This is a genomic window from Pannonibacter sp. Q-1 (assembly GCF_054073275.1).
Window position 1 is genome coordinate 841,243 of the sequence record NZ_JBSXNB010000002.1, and the last position, 17,713, is coordinate 858,955.

At 63.3% G+C, this 17,713-nt stretch carries 13 protein-coding genes and 1 tRNA gene; 5 read left to right on the forward strand and 9 right to left on the reverse strand.

The window, feature by feature from the left end; genetic code table 11:
• Nucleotides 1-12: 12 nt before the first annotated feature.
• On the reverse strand, nucleotides 13-978 hold the full coding sequence (locus tag ACVNHC_RS07915; RefSeq protein ID WP_457166897.1) for an MBL fold metallo-hydrolase: 966 nt from the start codon (nucleotides 976-978) through the stop codon (nucleotides 13-15).
• 570 nt (nucleotides 979-1,548) lie between these two features.
• Between ACVNHC_RS07915 and ACVNHC_RS07920 the strand changes: the two genes are divergently transcribed.
• Nucleotides 1,549-2,961 (forward strand): DUF2865 domain-containing protein, encoded by a 1,413-nt coding sequence (locus ACVNHC_RS07920; RefSeq protein ID WP_457166898.1) that lies wholly within the window; start codon nucleotides 1,549-1,551, stop codon nucleotides 2,959-2,961.
• Here the strand turns inward: ACVNHC_RS07920 and gltX are convergent.
• The 5 genes from gltX to ACVNHC_RS07945 form a co-directional block, all read right to left on the reverse strand.
• A complete protein-coding gene (gene gltX / locus ACVNHC_RS07925; RefSeq protein WP_457166899.1) occupies nucleotides 2,924-4,294 on the reverse strand; it encodes a glutamate--tRNA ligase in 1,371 nt (456 codons plus the stop codon). The genes ACVNHC_RS07920 and gltX overlap by 38 nt on opposite strands.
• A gap of 15 nt (nucleotides 4,295-4,309) precedes the next feature.
• A complete protein-coding gene (locus tag ACVNHC_RS07930) occupies nucleotides 4,310-5,551 on the reverse strand; it encodes an MFS transporter (RefSeq protein ID WP_457166900.1) in 1,242 nt (413 codons plus the stop codon).
• A gap of 197 nt (nucleotides 5,552-5,748) precedes the next feature.
• Nucleotides 5,749-7,437, reverse strand: coding sequence for an NAD+ synthase (locus ACVNHC_RS07935; protein ID WP_457166901.1), 1,689 nt, complete (start codon nucleotides 7,435-7,437; stop codon nucleotides 5,749-5,751).
• 64 nt (nucleotides 7,438-7,501) lie between these two features.
• A complete protein-coding gene (locus tag ACVNHC_RS07940; protein WP_122521177.1) occupies nucleotides 7,502-8,023 on the reverse strand; it encodes a response regulator in 522 nt (173 codons plus the stop codon).
• Nucleotides 8,024-8,215: 192 nt separating this feature from the next.
• Nucleotides 8,216-9,595 carry a class II 3-deoxy-7-phosphoheptulonate synthase gene (locus tag ACVNHC_RS07945; RefSeq protein WP_050471208.1) on the reverse strand — a complete coding sequence of 460 codons (1,380 nt, stop codon included), beginning with the start codon at nucleotides 9,593-9,595 and terminating at the stop codon, nucleotides 8,216-8,218.
• 517 nt (nucleotides 9,596-10,112) lie between these two features.
• Between ACVNHC_RS07945 and ACVNHC_RS07950 the strand changes: the two genes are divergently transcribed.
• A complete protein-coding gene (locus ACVNHC_RS07950; protein ID WP_457166902.1) occupies nucleotides 10,113-11,699 on the forward strand; it encodes a diguanylate cyclase domain-containing protein in 1,587 nt (528 codons plus the stop codon).
• Between the two features lie 136 nt (nucleotides 11,700-11,835).
• Here ACVNHC_RS07950 and gor read toward each other — a convergent pair whose 3' ends face one another.
• The 3 genes from gor to rpiA form a co-directional block, all read right to left on the reverse strand.
• A complete protein-coding gene (gene gor / locus ACVNHC_RS07955; RefSeq protein WP_050471207.1) occupies nucleotides 11,836-13,212 on the reverse strand; it encodes a glutathione-disulfide reductase in 1,377 nt (458 codons plus the stop codon).
• A gap of 73 nt (nucleotides 13,213-13,285) precedes the next feature.
• Nucleotides 13,286-13,786 carry a DUF2059 domain-containing protein gene (locus ACVNHC_RS07960; RefSeq protein WP_058900893.1) on the reverse strand — a complete coding sequence of 167 codons (501 nt, stop codon included), beginning with the start codon at nucleotides 13,784-13,786 and terminating at the stop codon, nucleotides 13,286-13,288.
• A gap of 59 nt (nucleotides 13,787-13,845) precedes the next feature.
• Complete coding sequence (gene rpiA / locus ACVNHC_RS07965) at nucleotides 13,846-14,538, reverse strand: ribose-5-phosphate isomerase RpiA (protein WP_186393847.1); 693 nt, start codon at nucleotides 14,536-14,538, stop codon at nucleotides 13,846-13,848.
• A gap of 246 nt (nucleotides 14,539-14,784) precedes the next feature.
• On the opposite strand from rpiA, the gene ACVNHC_RS07970 reads away from it, so the two are divergent.
• The 3 genes from ACVNHC_RS07970 to ACVNHC_RS07980 all read left to right on the forward strand — a co-directional run bounded on the left by ACVNHC_RS07970 (nucleotide 14,785) and on the right by ACVNHC_RS07980 (nucleotide 17,480).
• On the forward strand, nucleotides 14,785-16,560 hold the full coding sequence (locus tag ACVNHC_RS07970) for a methyl-accepting chemotaxis protein (protein ID WP_457166903.1): 1,776 nt from the start codon (nucleotides 14,785-14,787) through the stop codon (nucleotides 16,558-16,560).
• A 75-nt stretch (nucleotides 16,561-16,635) separates the two neighbouring features.
• Complete coding sequence (locus ACVNHC_RS07975; protein ID WP_050471204.1) at nucleotides 16,636-17,328, forward strand: HAD hydrolase-like protein; 693 nt, start codon at nucleotides 16,636-16,638, stop codon at nucleotides 17,326-17,328.
• A gap of 77 nt (nucleotides 17,329-17,405) precedes the next feature.
• Nucleotides 17,406-17,480 (forward strand) — tRNA-Val (locus ACVNHC_RS07980).
• Nucleotides 17,481-17,713 lie beyond the last annotated feature (233 nt).

Below are 17,713 nucleotides of genomic sequence, written 5' to 3' on the forward strand. Positions count from 1 at the left end.
GCGGGCTTCCCCTTACGCCGCATCCTCACTGGCCGCCGCACGGCTGAGGCGGCTGATGGCGATCTGTTCGCGTTCCGCCGTCCAGATCTGCGGCACGTCGATGCCCTTGGCTTCGTCATAGGCGCGGGCGATGTTGAGCGGCATGATCCTGTCGTAGCCCGGGAGCTTGCCGTAGCGCGGGTCCATGGCGTCGCGCACCGCATCGTTGGTGGCCTTGAGGTCCAGTCCCTGATCCACACAGGCCGCCGCCGAGGCGCGCAGGGTTTCGATGAACTCCTTGGTGCGGGTGATGGCGTCATTCACCATCTGCGCCCCGCGCAAGGGGGCGCCGGAACCGGCAACCAGCGCGTTGCCCTTGAAAGCGCGCAGGCGCTCCAGCGTCTTCACCCAGTCACCAAGGTGGCCATCGGCGGCATAGGGCACCCCGCCGGGATTGAGCAGGTCGCCGGCAAAGATGGTGCCCGAATCCGGCACCCAGACCACGATGTCCCCCATCGTATGCCCGCGCCCCAGATGCATGAGCCGGATCTCGCGCGAGCCGAGCCGCAGCGACAGGGAGGAGGCAAAGGTCAGCCCCGGCCAGACAAGGGCATTGCTGACGGCAGGCGCACCATCAGATACACGGCGGCGCTCGCATTCGAGGTTGGCCTCGCCGCGCTCTTCAATCAGGCGGCGGGTGAGGTCCGAGGCGAGGATTTCGCCCGGCTCCAGTGCGTGCGCTCCGGCGATGCGCCCGGCGTGGTAATGGGTGAGCACGAGATAGCGCACCGGCTTGCCGCTGATCCGCTCCAGCGCCTCGGTGATGCCCTGCGCTGCCTCGACACTGGGCGGGGCATCAACCACGAGAATGGCCTCATCGCCGCGCACGGCGCCGATTGTTGGAAAGCCGTCCCGCATCAGGGCGTAGCAGCCGCTGGCCACTTCCGATACGGAAACGGCGGGAATCTTGCCTTCCGGCGCCTTGCTGTCTTCGCTCATGGCGTCCACTTTCGTTCTGGCGGGGCCCTGAGGCCCGCGTTGCTGCCGGGCGCTTGTGGCCCGCCGCGCCGGAGAGATGCGGGGACAGGGCGCAATGCGCCTGCCTCCGCTCATCGCTCACATCTCATCACTTCAACGTGAGAGTTCAGCGCGGACCGGTTCGATTCGCAAACAATTGCAGGCAAATCATGGCAGCGCCCGTTTTTTATCAACAAGAACAGCCGCCCCCCGGCAAGGGATTCAGATCTTTGTCAGAAAAGAGGAGTGAAGAAGGCAATATTCGGCCGTGACATCTGTGGCACTACAGCCCGGCCTACGGCGGACCGGCCCATGCCGGAACAGGTGTGAAGAGCCTTGTCTGCCGGACTTCTTTTGGCTTGCTGCAGTGCGGTGGAGCGGTGTCTGGTTCACGCCGGGCATGGGGCAGCCAGACGTGTTAACTCCGGCTGGCCCGTTGCTTGCAAAGGGTCAGTTCAGCCCCGATAGTTGCGTTGGGGAAAGTTGGGAAGCAGGCTTGGCCTGCACAAGTGACCGGGCCGCCGGACGGCCGGGTTGGGGATGGCTGTCACCATGAAGCGCGTAAAGTTCAGGCTTCTGGCCCTTTCTGGCCTCATGGCACTTGCCATGGGGGCTTCTGCTGCCCATGCACGCAGTTCCACCTGTGAAACCCTTGCCCGGCAGCTTTCCCGTCTTGAAACAGCTGGCGCCTCCTCCTCTGCTTCAAAATGGGACGAAGCTGCGGAGGCACAGGCCCGCTCGATCATGGCGGCGCGGCGCGATGCGGCCTATTACCAATGCGGACTGGCGGGCGCCAATGCACGGTGCCCCTCTCTCCTCGACAAGATCCAGCGCATGGAGGCCAACCTCGCCAAGATCGAGCGCCAGCGCGTCAAGGCGGGCAAGGCAAATGCAGGCCGCGGCGGCACAGCGGCGAACCGGGCGGAGATCCTGCGCATCCGCAAGGATATGGTGCGCAACATGTGCCCGGGCGAAGGCAACACGCGGGCCCTGCGGGAAGCTGCGGCCCAGCCGAAACTGGCGCCGCAGCAGCCGAGAGGACTTCTCACCCGCACTTGGGGCCAGCCAGACGCGCCGGCTGCGCCCATGGCACCGCTTCAGCCCGGGCGCAAAACCGTCATGCTGCCGGTGCAGCCGGAGCGGCGTGCCGCCGTCGACACTGTTCCCCAGGAACTGGAGCGCACCCGCGACGGCCTTGCCTATCCGGTCTATAACTTCCCGCGCAATGCCACCTACCGCACCTTGTGTGTGCGCACCTGCGACGGCTATTTCTTCCCCATCAGCTTCAGCGCCCGGCCGGGCCAGTTCGGCCAGGATGCAGCGGCCTGCAATGCGATGTGCCCGGCCGCGGAAACGGGCCTGTTCGTCTACCGCAATCCGGGCGGCGATCCGGAGGACATGATTTCGCTGGCGGGCGAGCGCTACAGCGAGCTACCCAATGCCTTCCGCCACCGCAAGGAATATGTGAACGGCTGCAGCTGTCAGGCCGCCCCCTCCGCCCGTCAGGAGGCAGCTCCGCTGACACCGGTCTCCGGAGCCGCAGGCGGCATTCTGACCTTGGCCGGAGGACGTGTTGTGGCCGGACAAGGCGCTGCCAACCCGCAGACGGATGCCATCCGCATGTCGATGCCCCCTGTAAGCGCCGATGACATGCCGCTGGATGCAGACCCGGACACGGCGCAGAACCTGCGCGAAGGTTTTGATGCCTCCAGCCTCGTCACCGCGTCCCTCCCCGCGACTGACGTCCAGCCCGAAACAGAGGGCATGCGCCCGTCCCTGCCCGTGCTGGGACGGAAGACGGAGGAGCAAGGCCCGGAAGAAAGCGCCGCAGGGGCAGAGCAAGCGCTGGACGGCACGCAGCCTGATCAGCAGGCCGCCTCACCGGAAGCGCCTGCGGAGGATGTGAGAGGCGAGCCGCGCGGGCCTGTCAGGAAAGTCGGGCCGCAGTTCTTTCCCGACCGATAAGCGGCAGCAGCGCCTTCATGTCGGGGCCGTGATCATGGCCGGTCAGCGCCAGGCGCAGCGGCATGAACAGGGTCTTGCCCTTGCGCCCGGTCTTTTCCTTCAGAAGGCCGGTCCAGATGCCCCAGCTTGAGCCATCCAGCGAGCCTTCGGGCAAGAGAGCGAGGGCCTCGGCCAGATAGGCCCGGTCCTCTTCTGCCACCTGCGCTGCATCGGCTGGCAGATCGCCGGAAATGATGGCCCACCAGCTGGCGGCATCGCCGAAGCGGGCGCAATTTTCCCGCACCGCCAGCCAGAAGGCTTCGCCGCCGCCAATGCCGAGCGCAGCAAGGCGCGGGCCGGCCTCCTCGAAGGTCATGGCATGGACAAGCCGGGCGTTGAGACTGTCCAGTTCCTGCGGGTCGAACTTGGCGGATGAGCGGGAGATGCCGGAGAGATCCAGCATGCCCGCCAGCGTGTCCATGTCCCGCACCGGCTCAACCGCATGGCTGGTGCCGGTGAGGACGGCCAGCGAGGCAACGGCCATGGGTTCGATGCCAGCTTCCCGGAGGGAGCTGATGGACAGCGCGCCCTTGCGCTTGGACAGGCCTTCGCCGTCCAGCGTGGTCAGCAGGTTGTGGTGGGCAAACCGCGGCAGCGGCGCCCCCAGCGCCTCGAAGATGGCAATCTGCACCGCCGTGTTGGCGACGTGATCCTCTCCGCGGATGACATGGGTGATGCCCATGTCCGCGTCATCCACCACAGACGTAAACGTGTAGAGATAGCTGCCGTCCGCACGGGCGAGTACCGGATCGGACAGGGAAGCAAGGTCGATCGACTGGCTGCCACGGCACAGGTCGTCCCACGTGACATCCGCGCGGCGCGGGGCCAGCGGGTCGCCGTCATGGTTGGGCAGCAGAAAGCGCCAGTGCGGCTGGCGGCCTTCGGCCTCCAGCTTTGCCTTGTCCTCCGCCGTCAGCTTCAGGGCCGCGCGGTCATAGACCGGCGGGCGGCCCATCGCACGGGCGCGGGAGCGGCGGCGCTCCAGCTCGTCCGCCATTTCGTAACAGGGATAGAGCAGGCCAGCCGCCTTCAGCTTTGCCGCCGCCGCATCATAGAGCGCGATCCGGTCCGACTGGCGCACCATCAAGTCGGGCTTGACGCCGAACCAGGCGAGATCCGCCTCGATGGCATCGGCATATTCCCGGCGCGAGCGCTCCAGATCCGTGTCGTCGAAACGCAGAACGAACTGGCCGCCGTTCTTCAAGGCATAAAGCCAGTTGAGAAGCGCGGTACGGCTGTTGCCGAGGTGAATGAGGCCCGTCGGAGAGGGCGCGAAGCGGAGCTTTACGGTCATGCGTTTCCCCTACCCTCAGTCCGCCGTGCTGGCAAGATCATCCCTCTTCAGCAACACGCGGGAGGCACTGGCGAGCGCCGCCGTCATCACCAGGCAATAGAGCGAGAAGCCGAGGATCTGGCCGTCATAAGGCACGCCGAAGTCGATCAGCCAGCCCGCCAGCCCCGGTCCGAGCGCCGAGGCAAAGACCATGAAGGCGAAGACGACCGAGCGCACGGCGCCCAGATGGCGGGTGCCGTAAAGCTCCGGCCAGAGCGCACCGGTGAAGGTGGCGACAAAGCCGTTGGAGAGACCGATCAGCCCCATGAAGATGAAAGGCGCATAAGGGGCGTGCACCAGCGCCAGAACCGCCGTGCCGCAGGCAAGCGGCACCAGCATGAAGGGCAGGATGCGCCGCGCCGTGAAGCGGTCGATCAACTGGCCCAGCACCAGCGACGACAGCACCGCCGAAGCAGACATGACGATGAAAGCTGCTGCGAAAAGCTCCCTTGTCCAGCCGCGCAGGTCCACCAGATAGGCCTGATGAAACAGCACCGCCGTGACAATGAAAGGCGGGGCGAGAACTCCGGCAGAGACGAGATAGAACATCGGATCACGCAGCACCTCGGCCCGCGTCCAGTGCCGCCGCACCACCACCTTGACGTCCATGGCCGTGTTCACCGGCACCCGCTCCTTGCGCAGGAGCAGCAGCACAATGGGCAGCACCAGCGCCAGCATGACAGCCACCGCCACCCACCAGCCCTGCCGCCAGCCGAAACTGGTCATGATGGCGACGAAGGTGACCGGCATGATCGCTTCCGATGCCGGGAAGCCGAGGCCGATCACCGCCACGGCGCGGCCGCGCTGCGCATCAAACCAGCGCCCGGCAGCCGTCATGGCGGTGTTGCTCATCATGCCCTGGCCGAAAAGGCGCAGGCCATAGAGCGCAATACCGGCCATCCAGATGGAGGTGGCCGACGCCATCAGGGCGCAGAACAGCCCGAGCATGACCATGACGCCAGCTGCCACCTGCGCCACGGAAAAGCGGTCCAGCACCCGGCCAAGGGTGGGCAGCGTCAGCGCGCTTCCAAGCGTTGCGGCCATGTAGAGCGAGCCGAAGGCGCCGTTGCTGAGGTCCAGCTCCGCCCGCACATCACCTGCGGACAGGGAGATGAAGAAGGTCTGCCCGAAGCCGGAAAAGGCGGTCATCAGGAAGGCCGCGCCAAGCCAGCGGGCATTGCCGGAGAGAAAGGCGCCATAGGTCTGCGGTTTGCTCATGGCATGCCACCGGCTCCAAACCTGCTGAGACAGCGTTTATGCCCGGTTGCAGATCTTGCTCCATGTCATCTCCCCCTCAAGGGGGGAGAGGAGTTGGTGCCATACTGACAGGAGCAAACAAGTCCGGGTCAAACACTGCCCCTTGCAGTGAAGCCAGCCCTTTCTTCCCGATGAATCAGAGGCTTGCGCGTGGCAGGTCAGCGGTCGCGGAAGCGGTTGGTGATGGGATAGCGCCGGTCGCGGCCGAAGTTGCGGCGGGTGATCTTGACGCCCGGAGGGGCCTGACGGCGCTTGTATTCGGCGATGTAGAGAAGGTGTTCCACCCGCTCGATGGTCGCGCGCTCATAGCCCAGCGCCTCGATCTCGCCGATGGACAGTTCATTTTCGACCAGCCCCTGCAGAATGGCATCCAGCACCTCGTAGGGCGGCAGGCTGTCCTGATCGGTCTGGTTCTCGCGCAGTTCGGCCGTCGGGGCCTTGGTGATGACATGGGCGGGGATCATTTCACCCGCCACGCCCTTCACACCCTGCGGCAGATGGGCATTGCGCCAGGCGGCAAGCCGGTAGACCTCGGTCTTGTAGAGATCCTTGATCGGGTTGTAGCCGCCGTTCATGTCGCCATAGAGCGTGGCGTAACCGACGGACATTTCAGACTTGTTGCCCGTGGTCAGCACCATGGCGCCAAACTTGTTGGAGATGGCCATGAGAATGACGCCGCGGCTGCGCGACTGCAGGTTCTCTTCCGTGATATCGGCCGTGCGGCCCGCAAAGAGCGGCGCAAGAACCTCGGTGAAGCCGGTCATCGGCGGCTCGATGGGCACGATATCGTAGCGGATGCCGAGCGCCTTTGCACTGGCTTCGGCGTCCCTGAGGCTGTCGGAGGAGGTGAAACGGTAGGGCATCATCACCCCGTGCACCCGCTCCGGCCCCAGCGCATCCACCGCCATGGCAGCGCAGATGGCCGAATCGATGCCGCCTGACAGGCCGAGGACGACGCCAGGGAAGCGGTTCTTCTCCACATAGTCGCGCAGGCCCAGGACGCAGGCGAGCCAGTTGGCTTCATCCGCATCCGGCAGCCTGGCAAACTCACCCGGCTCCGCCCGCCAGACGCCATCAGTGCCCTCGCGCCAGTCGCTGATGGCCAGCGCCGTGGTGAACTGGGGCATCTGGAAGGCAAGCGAGCGGTCGGCATTGAGCGCAAAGGAGGCGCCGTCGAAGACAAGCTCGTCCTGTCCGCCGGTCTGGTTGCAGTAGACAAGCGGCAAGCCGCTTTCGACGACGCGGGCCACCATGATCTGCAGCCGCTCGTCGGCCTTGTTGGCCCAGTAGGGCGAGCCGTTCGGCACCAGCAGCATCTGCGCGCCGGTTTCCGTCAGGCACTCGACCACTTCATCGGTCCAGGTGTCCTCGCAGATCGGCAGACCCAGCCTCAGCCCGCGGAAATCCACCGGTCCCGGCAGCGGGCCCTGATCAAAGACGCGTTTCTCGTCAAAGACGCCGTAGTTCGGCAGGTCATACTTGAAGCGCAGGGCCTGCACCTTGCCGCCATCGAGCAGCGCCACCGCATTGTAAAGCTTGCCGCCTTCGGCCCAGGGCAGGCCGACGACCATGCCGGGACCGCCGTCTGCGGTCTCTGCGGCAAGCGCTTCCACCGCCGTGCGGCAGGCGCGCACGAAGGCGGGCTTCAGCACCAGATCCTCCGCCGGATAGCCCGACAGGAACATTTCGGACAGCAGCACCAGATGCGCCCCTGCCCTTGCCGCATCGGCACGGGCCTGGCGGGCCAGATCCGCATTGCCGGCGATGCCGCCGACGGTCGGGTTCAGCTGGGCAATGGCAAGACGGAGGTGGCCCGAAAGGGCCTCGGGGCGGGTGCTGGTGCTCATGACACCTGATTTAGCGCGCCCTTGCGGGCCTTGCAATCGGGCGATCATGACTCATGATGGATGGTCAGAGCAGGGCAAGGTTTTCCGGCGGGTGCACGGAAGCGGCCAGAACCGCAGCGGCGGGCCCTGCCGGCCCAGCCTCACGCCAGCCCTGCCGGCGCATGCCTTTGGAGCGGCCATCACGCTCCTGCCGCAGCAGGGCATCCTCGATCCGCTGATAGAGCACGGCAGGCGCCACCGGCTTGGCGACGAAGCCGTGAACACCCTGGCGCATGGCATCCAGAATGACGCTGCGGCGGGCATGGCCTGAAACGGCGATGACGGGTGTCGTCGCCAGAATATAATCCTTCTCCCCCCGCAGAAGCTTGAGGAACTCCTCGCCGGAGACAGGCGCCATCATCCAGTCGAGCAGAACGAGATCGGGCGCGCGGTCGATGACGATTTCCAGACCGTCGGCGCCATCGGCGGCTTCGAAAATGCGTCTCGCACCGAAGCCTGCGAGAATCGAACGAAGGATTGCGCGCATATGCGCATTGTCATCGACCACAAGGATCGACACCCCCGACAATTCCAGCTGCATCCGCATGGTCTCCTCCATTCTGGAGGGCAGCTCTACATGCCGTTACGTTAAATCAAGGTTAGAGGCGCGCCTGCCGATGGCAATTTCAACGAGGGGGAACAGCCTTCGGCATCGCAATTCCGTCCTCAGCCTGAGGGCAAATGCAAAAGGGGCAGACCTGCGGCCTGCCCCTCCTGATGCGTGTCAAAGCAGCTGCGCTCAGGCGCTGGCTGCGATCTTGTCCGTGCGGGCCTCGCGTTCCTTCTTGAGGTTTTCAGCCACAAGGAAGGCAAGCTCGATCGCCTGATCGGCGTTGAGGCGCGGGTCGCAGTGGGTGTGATAGCGGTCACCCAGCTGCTCGGCGGTGAGCGCATGGGCGCCGCCGGTGCATTCGGTGACGTTGCGGCCCGTCATCTCGATATGGATACCGCCTGCATGGGTGCCCTCGGCGCGGTGCACCGCGAAGAAGGCTTCCACTTCCTTCAGGATGCGCTCGAACGGGCGGGTCTTGTAGCCGGCGGCGGTGATGGTGTTGCCATGCATCGGATCGCAGGACCACACAACCGTGCGCCCTTCCCGCTCCACGGCGCGGATCAGCTGCGGCAGGTGATCGAACACCTTGTCCGCGCCGAAACGGCAGATCAGCGTCAGGCGGCCTGCTTCGTTTTCCGGGTTCAGCATGTCGATCAGCTTCAGCAGCCCGTCCGGCGAAAGGGACGGACCGCACTTCAGGCCGATCGGGTTCTTGATGCCGCGGAAGAATTCCACATGGGCATGATCCGGCTGGCGGGTGCGGTCGCCGATCCACAGCATGTGGCCGGAGGTGGCGTACCAGTCGCCCGAGGTGGAATCGACGCGGGTGAAGGCCTCTTCGTAGCCGAGCAGCAGCGCCTCATGGCTGGTGAAGAAATCAGTCGAACGCAGCTGCGGCACGCTGTCCGGCGAAACGCCGCAGGCGCGCATGAAGGCGAGCGATTCCGAGATGCGGTCCGCCAGTTCCTGATAGCGGTGGGACTGGGGGCTGTCCTTGACGAAGCCCAGCATCCAGCGGTGCACCTGATCAAGGTTGGCGAAGCCGCCCTGCGCGAAGGCGCGCAGCAGGTTCAGCGTCGCGGCCGACTGGCGGTAGGCCATGGACAGGCGGTTCGGATCCGGGATGCGGCTTTCCGGGGTGAAGGCGATGTCGTTGATGATGTCGCCGCGGTAGCTCGGCAGCTCCACGTCACCCTGTTTCTCGATGTCCGAGGAGCGCGGCTTGGCGAACTGGCCAGCGATGCGGCCCACCTTCACCACCGGCTGGGACGCCGCATAGGTGAGGACGACGGCCATCTGCAGGAAGACGCGGAAAAAGTCACGGATGTGGTCCGGATGATGCTCTGCGAAGCTCTCCGCACAGTCACCACCCTGCAGAAGGAATGCCCGCCCTGCCGCAACATCCGCAAGCTGGCGCTTCAGAAGACGCGCCTCACCTGCAAAAACCAGCGGCGGATAGGTCGACAGACGCTTTTCCACGTCCGCCAGGGCCTCTTTGTCGGGATAATCCGGCACCTGCAAGATCGGCTTGGATCTCCAGCTGTCCGGTGTCCACTTCTCCGCCATCACACAGTCTCCAATACGGTCCGGCTGCTTTGCCCTGCCTTGAGCAAACGGGCGGCAGATCCTGCATCTGCCAATGGCCGCTGCGCTCACAAGAACGGGCGCCGGAACTTCCTCACATCACGTGCTGCAAACGTCTCCCCCCGAAGGACAAGAAACGTGCGGCCTTATACACGGCTTGACGGCTCAAGACTACAGTCCAGGACAGTATCCCGCCAGCAATCCGGACGACCGTGGCTCAGCTGCCGCAATGCAAGCCGGGCCGCAGCCCCCCTGCCCGGCCTGCCGGCACGGCAAGACGGCCACCCAGGCCGCTCCATCGTAAAAATACGGATGATTAACAAGAAGAAAAACGCAGACACGAATGGGAGATGCAAAGAAACCAAATATCGTTGATGAACTTAAGGGCCTGTTTCCAATTATACCCTATCAGATTTTGACAGGTATGTTGTGGTCTGACGATGCTTATGCAGGCCCTTCCCCATAGCGCGGTCCACCAGATCCAGAAAGGATTGGCAGCGTGTCACCCCTGGCAGGCATTGGCAAGAACCCGGCAGGACGCTGGAGCCTGACGCATCAGGTTTATTTCCTCGCTTCGCTGCTGATGGTACTGGCAACAGCATCCCTGCTTTATGTCGGTCACATCGCCTCACGTGCTGCAGACAAGCAGGCCGTGCGGAACGAAATGCGGTTGATCGAAAGCGCCCTTCACGACCGCCAGCGGCTGATGGCGAGGGACCAGATGACCCTTGCCCGCTGGGACCGGGCGGTGGCCAATATCTCGGTCAAGTTCAACCCGGCCTTTGTCCGCTATGAACTGCTTGACTCCCTCTGGTACGATTTTGGGCATGAGCGGGCTTTCCTCGTTGATCCGCAAGGCGCCTTGCTTGCTGAATCCCGCAGGGAAGTCTCCCGCATCGGCCGCAAGAGCCTACCCGCCTCTTCGGTGCTGCTGGCGGTTTCACAGACGTCCGTGCGCAAATACGAGGGCCTGCGCAGCACATCGGAGGCCGGATCGGGCCGCAGCGGGCCACCCGCCATCGATGACATGGCCACCTTCGCCTATGTTCTGCTCGACAAGACGCCGACATTCATCAGCGCCATGCCGATTGTACCGGATGACGGAGCTGTGGCGCAGCCTCCCGGACCGCCGGTCATCCTCATGTCGGCCCGCCTGATCGACGAGGGCTTCACCGCCGACATCAATTCGCAGCTGGCCTTCCGCGACATGAAGTTTGTGCCGGGAGAGACACCGCCGGCGGGCAGCACAAGCTGGCCCATCACATCACCGGATGGCGAGATCATTGGCCATTTTCAATGGACCAGCGAAACGCCGGGCGAGCATGTCTGGCGCATGATCCTGCCGACCATCCTGCTGCTTTGGGCCATGCTGGCCGGTTCTGCCTTCGCCGTATCGCGCAAGGTGGGAACCCTCACCCGTTCACTGGAACAGCGGGAACAGGAGTTTGCCTATCTGGCCGACCATGATCAGCTCACGGGGCTCGCCAACCGCCGGCAGATCAGCGCCATTCTTGCAAATGCCATTTCGGGCCTGCCGGACAAACCCTTCGCACTGATCGGCTGCGATCTGGACCGGTTCAAGCAGATCAACGACACCTATGGCCATGCAGCGGGTGATGAAGTTCTCGCGACCGTGGCCCGCAGGATTGAAGCGGAAGTTGGCAGCGCAGGCGTTGCCGGACGCATGGGCGGCGACGAGTTCGTGATCGTGGTGATTGAATTTGCGGATATCGACCGGCTGGCCGATCTTGGACGCCGGATCATGGCCGCGCTGGACGAAGAGATTCCGATGCCCAATGGCATCCATGCCGAACTCGGCGTCAGCCTCGGCATTGCCATCGCCCCCATTGACGGCAGCACGGATGAAGCCCTGCTTGCTGCTGCAGATGCTGCGCTTTACGCTGCCAAGTCCGCACGGGACGGCACACTTGTCTTTGCAGCAAGCCTGCCGCGTGGAGAGGGCCCAATGCCGGATAAGGAAGCTGTCACAGGCACGATACCGGCAGCCGTTCCGGCAAGGTCCTCGCTCGCCATCAGTGACGGCGGCACCGTGATCAAGCAGGTCCCGAAAGGCCGCGGACACTGAGCCGACAAGAATAAGGCGACTTTTACCGGCGGCACATCACGCCTCGAAGACTCAAGGAAAGGGCCACCCGTTCCCGATGCAACATGCGCATCCGGAACGGGTGGCCCTTTCCTGTTTCACGCCCTGTCTGCGGACTTCAGCCGCGCAGGCGTTCCGTGGGCTCGCGCATGGTCACAAGCTCCTCGGCGGCGGTGGGATGAACGGCGACCGTCCGGTCAAAGTCGGCCTTGGTTGCGCCCATCTGCAGCGTAATTCCAAGCACCTGCGCCAATTCGCCAGCGTCGGGCCCCAGAATATGGACGCCCAGGACCTTGTCCGTGTCAGCATCGACGATCAGCTTCATCACCATCTTCTCGTCCCGGCCCGAAAGGGTGTGCTTCATGGGACGGAAGCTGGTCTTGTAGATGTCGAGGTTCGGCGTCCGCTTCAGCGCCTCTTCCTGAGTGAGGCCAACCGTTCCCAGCTCCGGCTGGGAGAAGACGGCCGTTGCGATGAGGCTGTGATCCACCGTCCAGGGCTTGCCGCCAAAGATGGTGTCGGCAAAGGCATGGCCTTCGCGGATGGCCACCGGGGTGAGATTGGCCCGGTTGGTGACGTCGCCCACGGCATAGATCGAAGGAACGGAGGTGCGGGACGTTTCATCCACCCGGATGGCACCGTCCTCACCCACTTCGACACCAGCCTTCTCAAGGCCGAGGCCCGCAATGTTCGGGCGGCGGCCGATGGCAAAGAGGATCTGATCGGCGGGCAGCGCCTTGCCGCCTTTGGTGTGGCCCGTCAGCTTGCCATCTGCATCCTTTTCGATTGCGGAGAACGTGTCGCCGCAGATGATCTTGATGCCCTTCTTCTCCATCTCTTCATGCACGGCCTTGCGCAGATCATTGTCAAAGCCGCGCAGGATTTCCTCGCCGCGGTAGATGAGCGTCGTCTCGGCGCCGAGGCCGTTGAAGATGCCGGCGAATTCCACGGCGATGTAGCCGCCGCCGGCGACAATCACCTGCCTCGGCATTTCGGCCAGATGGAAGGCCTCGTTGGAGGTGATCACATGCTCGCAGCCGGGCAGCGAGGGATCGACATTCGGCGTGCCGCCCGTTGCGATCAGGATGTAACGGGCCGTCACGATCTGGCCAGTTGACAGCAGGCGGACGCTGTTGGGCCCCTCGATAACGGCGCGGCTGTCAAACAGCTCGACGCCGGTCCGGTCAAGGTTGCGCCGGTAGATGCCTTCCAGCCGCGTGATTTCCTTGTCCTTGGCTTCGATCAGGGTCTGCCAGGAGAAGCTGCGCTCGCCGACCGTCCAGCCAAAGCCGGCGGCGTCCTCGAACTCTTCGGAGAACTTGGAGGCGTAAACGAACAGCTTCTTCGGCACGCAGCCCCGGATGACACACGTTCCGCCGTACCTGTATTCCTCGGCGATCGCGACGCGCGCACCGTGGGTGGCAGCGATCCGTGCAGCCCGCACACCGCCGGAGCCGCCGCCAATGACGAACAGATCGTAGTTGAACTCGCTCATCCTGTGAGATCCTTCAGGTCACATCCAAAAACAAACGGCCCCGTCTCCGGGGCCGCTGGTAAGCCGGAGCCGCTTACGGCTTGATCAGGCCACGCTTCTCAAGCTCGCCGCGCACCTGCACGACCATTTCCTGAGACAGCTTGTCCTGCCACTGGCGCGCGGCGCCAATCGACAGCGCACTGATTTCCGGCGACAGCTCGGTCAGCTTCTTGCCCGTGGGGCTCTCGTAGAAGTTTGCAATCTCGGTCAGCTCTTCTTCGGTCAGGCGGCGGGCCCAGACTTCAAAGACCATCCTGTTCAGTTCGGGACGCTCTTCGGTCATCTTGAGCGCGACTTCGGTCACCACTTCATCGAGCACACCGGTCAGGGACGGGTCGGCCTGAATGAAAATGCCAGTGGTCCGTTCAGCCAGTTCCGGAATGATGGAGTCAAACGCAGAGAGAGCGTCCGTGGCAATCACTGCGCGGCGTGCGGCTGCAAGATGGCTTTCGGTCAGGTCCTGCGCCATGGCAGACGGCGCAAAGGCGAGACCGGCAACCACAACCCCTGCGGAAAAGAGGGCTTTCAGATTCATTTGCAAACTCCAGCGTGCATTGTCTATGCCCGGCTGCGGCAGATGCCGCGGCCAGCGCTTCAATCTTTCATTATGACGTCCACACCCTGCGGCCCGGCCACATAGGCCTTGGCCGCCAGCCCGATGAACAGGCCCGTCTCGACGACACCGGGTATCAGGTTCAGGTCAGCGGCCAATTTTGCAGCATCCGGAATGGCTCCAAGCGAGGCATCCAGGATGTAGTGACCACCATCTGTGACAAAAGGATGGTCCTCACCGCCGCGCAGCGAGACTTCGCCAGTCAGTCCATGACTATCAAGAACGGCGCGCACAGCAATGCGGGTGGCGCCAAGGCCAAAGGGCACGACTTCGACCGGAAGCGGGAACTTGCCAAGACGCTGCACCAGCTTGCCGCTGTCGGCGATCACGACCATCTTGCCGGAGGCAGCCGCCACGATTTTCTCACGCAGCAAAGCGCCGCCACCGCCCTTGATGAGCGCCATGTCCGGATCGATCTCATCTGCGCCGTCAACGGTCACGTCGAGCACGGGCATGTCTTCAAGCGTGGAGAGCGGGATACCCTCCTCGCGGGCCAGGGCAGCGGTGCGCTCCGATGTCGGCACGCCAGTCACCTTGAGCCCGGCACGGACAGCCCGGCCAAGAGCACGGACGAAATGCTCAGCGGTCGAACCGGTGCCAATGCCGACCTTCATGCCGTCACGGATTTCTTCCATAGCCCGCTCGGCGGCCTGGCGCTTGAAATCGTCGCTCATCCTGTCCCTTCCGGCAATCGTTGAAAGACCCATGGGCGGCGGCAGGAGGAGGCATGCCTTGCAGCACCCCATGCCGAAGCCGCATGTGTTGGGGCTGATTAGCATGCCGGCAAGTTCAGGGCAAAGGCGAAGTCTCACGTGCGCGGCCTGCGCGGTTGAGAATAGTTGCAAGGCAGCATTGAAAATTAACCTGCCGTTCAGCTGACGTTGAGAACGTTCGATATTCGGCATGTCTAGGAAAATAAAATGCGCCCGAACTTCAGTTCCTCGCTCTTTTCAAAGCCTCCCAAGCCTGAGGCTTCGGATGAATTTGCGCAGAAGACGCAAGTCGACACACTGAAAGATACGCAAGAAGAGCGGGAAGACGCGGCCCGCCGGATCGGGAACGCGATCGACATGATAGAAACGGACCTGCGCAGAGCGACTGCACAGGTATCCGCAGAGACGGATGATCTTCGAAATCTTCTTTCTTCGCAGCAAGATACGCTGAAAGAGATTCGAATGGACGCCCTCAACCTGCAGTCGGAGGCTGGACAGGCCACAGGCACGATGTCCGAGCTTGCGGCCTCTATCGAGGAACTGGCCGGCTCCAGCGGGCAGATTGGAGCGCTGGTCGAACGTTCAGGCCAGCTGGCACAGGACGCCACCGGCGCTGCGACCGAGGCCAATTCCGGGGTTCTGGAACTGACGGCGGCGATCTTGGACATTGCCAATGTTGTCCGGCTGATTTCAGGCATTGCCAAGCAGACCAACCTTCTGGCGCTGAATGCCACCATTGAAGCGGCCCGCGCCGGGGACGCCGGACGGGGGTTTGCGGTTGTTGCCAGCGAAGTGAAGGCGCTTTCGGTGGAAACACAAAAGGCCACGGAAGAAATCGTCAGCAAGATCGAACGGCTTCAGGCTTCGGCGGATCTGAGCACCACGTCGGTCAGCCGCATCATTGATGCCGTCGCCGAACTGCGCCCAAGTTTTGCAGAAGTTGAGAATGCGATCCGCGAACAGGTGGCAACCACTTCTGATATCAGCCAGAGGGCCAACCAGACCGCTGCCTTCATCGACGAGGTGGGCAAGCGCATCAGCACCATCAACAACTCTGTCTCCCGCGCCGAAGAAAGCGGAACCAGCGTCCACGGCGCCGTGGGTAAAATGGCCGCTTCGGTTTCGGCGCTCGGGCCACGCTTCACGATGATGCTGCGCCAGAGCCCGGCCGGCGACCGCCGGGTCGAAGACCGCCTGCCCTGCCGGATCAACGGAACACTTGCCCTGGCAGGACAAACCGCCGCCGTCGAAGCGCGCGACATTTCCCATGCCGGCGTCCTGCTTAAGCCGGGCAGCGATGCACAGATTACAGCCCCCGCCAGTGCTCGCCTTTCGCTTGACGGCGTTGGCCAGATTGATCTGCGGATCGTCAACAGAAGTGACAATGGCCTGCATTGCCAGTTCTCCCGTATGGACGACATGACGGGCGCGGCCCTCGACAAGCTCATCCATGGCATTCAGACAAAGAATGCCACCTCCGTCCGCCGGGCCCAGGAGGGAGCTGCCAGAATCAGCGAGGCGATGCACAAGCTCATCGAGACCGGCCGCCTCACGCGGGACGCCTTGTTCGATACCGATTACAAAATCATACAAGGCACCAATCCGGTTCAGTACAGCAACCGCGCGCTGGCACAGCTGGAACAGATCCTGCCGCAGATCCAGGACGTCATCCTGGCGCAAGATACCGCGATGATATTTTGCGTGGCGATTGACCGTAATGGCTATCTGCCGGTGCATAACAAAGCCTATTCACATCCGCAGCGGCCGGATGATCCGGTCTGGAATGCGGCAAACTGCCGGAACAAGCGCATTTTTGACGACAGGGCGGGCCTGAGCGCCGCACGGAACACGAGACCCGTACTTGTACAGTCTTATGCCCGTGATATGGGAAATGGTAACGTCGTATGGTTGCAGGAAGTCGACGCCCCCATCACGGTGTGCGGTATCCACTGGGGCGGATTCAGGACAGCTTACAAGCTTTGACAGCACCCATCTGCCCGCTGCAAGTTGCAGAATGGGCAGAGAATCAGCTGCGGCATGTGACAGGGAGGCCCTTGCTTGGCCACGCTCGTATTTGACCTGGATGGAACACTGGCCGATACGGCGGAAGATCTGGCAGCTGCCCTCAATGCAGCGCTCGCAGACGCAGGATACGGACCTGTTCCGCTGGAACTGGCCCGGCCACAGGCCGGCAATGGTGCCGCTGCCCTGATCCGCCTCGGTCTCATGTTTCACGGCGCCGACCCAGCTGAAGCGCCGCTGGACGCCATGCGGGCTGTTTTTCTGGACTATTATGAGGCCAATATCGCCGCGTTCAGCCGGCCCTATGAAGGTGTCCCCGAAACACTGGAGAAGCTCGCCGGCGGAGGCTGGAGGCTGGCAATCTGCACCAACAAGCCGGAGTATCTGGCTCGCAAGCTCCTCGACGAGCTGTCGCTGACCCGCCTCTTCGGCTCCATCGTGGGCGGCAACACATATCCACGGCCCAAGCCGGACTCCCTGCCGGTGCTCGGCGCCATACGGCGGGCCGGCGGAGAGCCGTGCAAGGCAATCATGATCGGCGATACGGCGACCGATATTGCTGCGGCCAGGGCCACCCAGATCCCGGTCATTGCCGTCGATTTCGGCTATGCCAGCGTGCCGGTTGCAGATCTCTGCCCCGACCGGGTCATCTCCTCTTTCCGGGATCTGTTGCCTGCGCTGGAAACGCTGGGAGCAGCCGCCAGCCCCCCGCAACCGGGCTGTTCATAACGCCGAAATTCTTGGTCCATCCCCTCTTGCGCTGCCCCGCAGAATGTCATAGAAGCCGTCCCACGCTGCACAGCGGCGGGCGATTAGCTCAGCGGGAGAGCGTTCCGTTCACACCGGAAAGGTCGCAGGTTCAATCCCTGCATCGCCCACCATTCTCCCCTTCTTTATTCAGATCCGCACTAAAGAGTTGAGATAGTTTTTTTCACACCAAAATACCCGGCTAGTTGAAATTTACTCTCTCAAGAGGTGGCGGACTTTCCTTGCGACTTATCGTCACTTTTCCTTACATGCACTTTTAATCGGTTTATTTAAGGGGCTGACATAGATAGCTAGGAAAGGCTATTTTTGTCAGATGGTTAAGTTCAGGCGCCGGAGCAGGCTTCCG

What these genes read in the sequence shown, in the direction of transcription:
- ACVNHC_RS07915 (WP_457166897.1), bottom strand. Translation starts at nt 978, where the DNA reads ATGAGCGAAGACAGCAAGGCGCCGGAAGGCAAGATTCCCGCCGTTTCC.
- ACVNHC_RS07920 (WP_457166898.1), top strand. Translation starts at nt 1,549, where the DNA reads ATGAAGCGCGTAAAGTTCAGGCTTCTGGCCCTTTCTGGCCTCATGGCA.
- gltX (WP_457166899.1), bottom strand. Translation starts at nt 4,294, where the DNA reads ATGACCGTAAAGCTCCGCTTCGCGCCCTCTCCGACGGGCCTCATTCAC.
- ACVNHC_RS07930 (WP_457166900.1), bottom strand. Translation starts at nt 5,551, where the DNA reads ATGAGCAAACCGCAGACCTATGGCGCCTTTCTCTCCGGCAATGCCCGC.
- ACVNHC_RS07935 (WP_457166901.1), bottom strand. Translation starts at nt 7,437, where the DNA reads ATGAGCACCAGCACCCGCCCCGAGGCCCTTTCGGGCCACCTCCGTCTT.
- ACVNHC_RS07940 (WP_122521177.1), bottom strand. Translation starts at nt 8,023, where the DNA reads ATGCGGATGCAGCTGGAATTGTCGGGGGTGTCGATCCTTGTGGTCGAT.
- ACVNHC_RS07945 (WP_050471208.1), bottom strand. Translation starts at nt 9,595, where the DNA reads ATGGCGGAGAAGTGGACACCGGACAGCTGGAGATCCAAGCCGATCTTG.
- gor (WP_050471207.1), bottom strand. Translation starts at nt 13,212, where the DNA reads ATGAGCGAGTTCAACTACGATCTGTTCGTCATTGGCGGCGGCTCCGGC.
- ACVNHC_RS07960 (WP_058900893.1), bottom strand. Translation starts at nt 13,786, where the DNA reads ATGAATCTGAAAGCCCTCTTTTCCGCAGGGGTTGTGGTTGCCGGTCTC.
- rpiA (WP_186393847.1), bottom strand. Translation starts at nt 14,538, where the DNA reads ATGAGCGACGATTTCAAGCGCCAGGCCGCCGAGCGGGCTATGGAAGAA.
- ACVNHC_RS07970 (WP_457166903.1), top strand. Translation starts at nt 14,785, where the DNA reads ATGCGCCCGAACTTCAGTTCCTCGCTCTTTTCAAAGCCTCCCAAGCCT.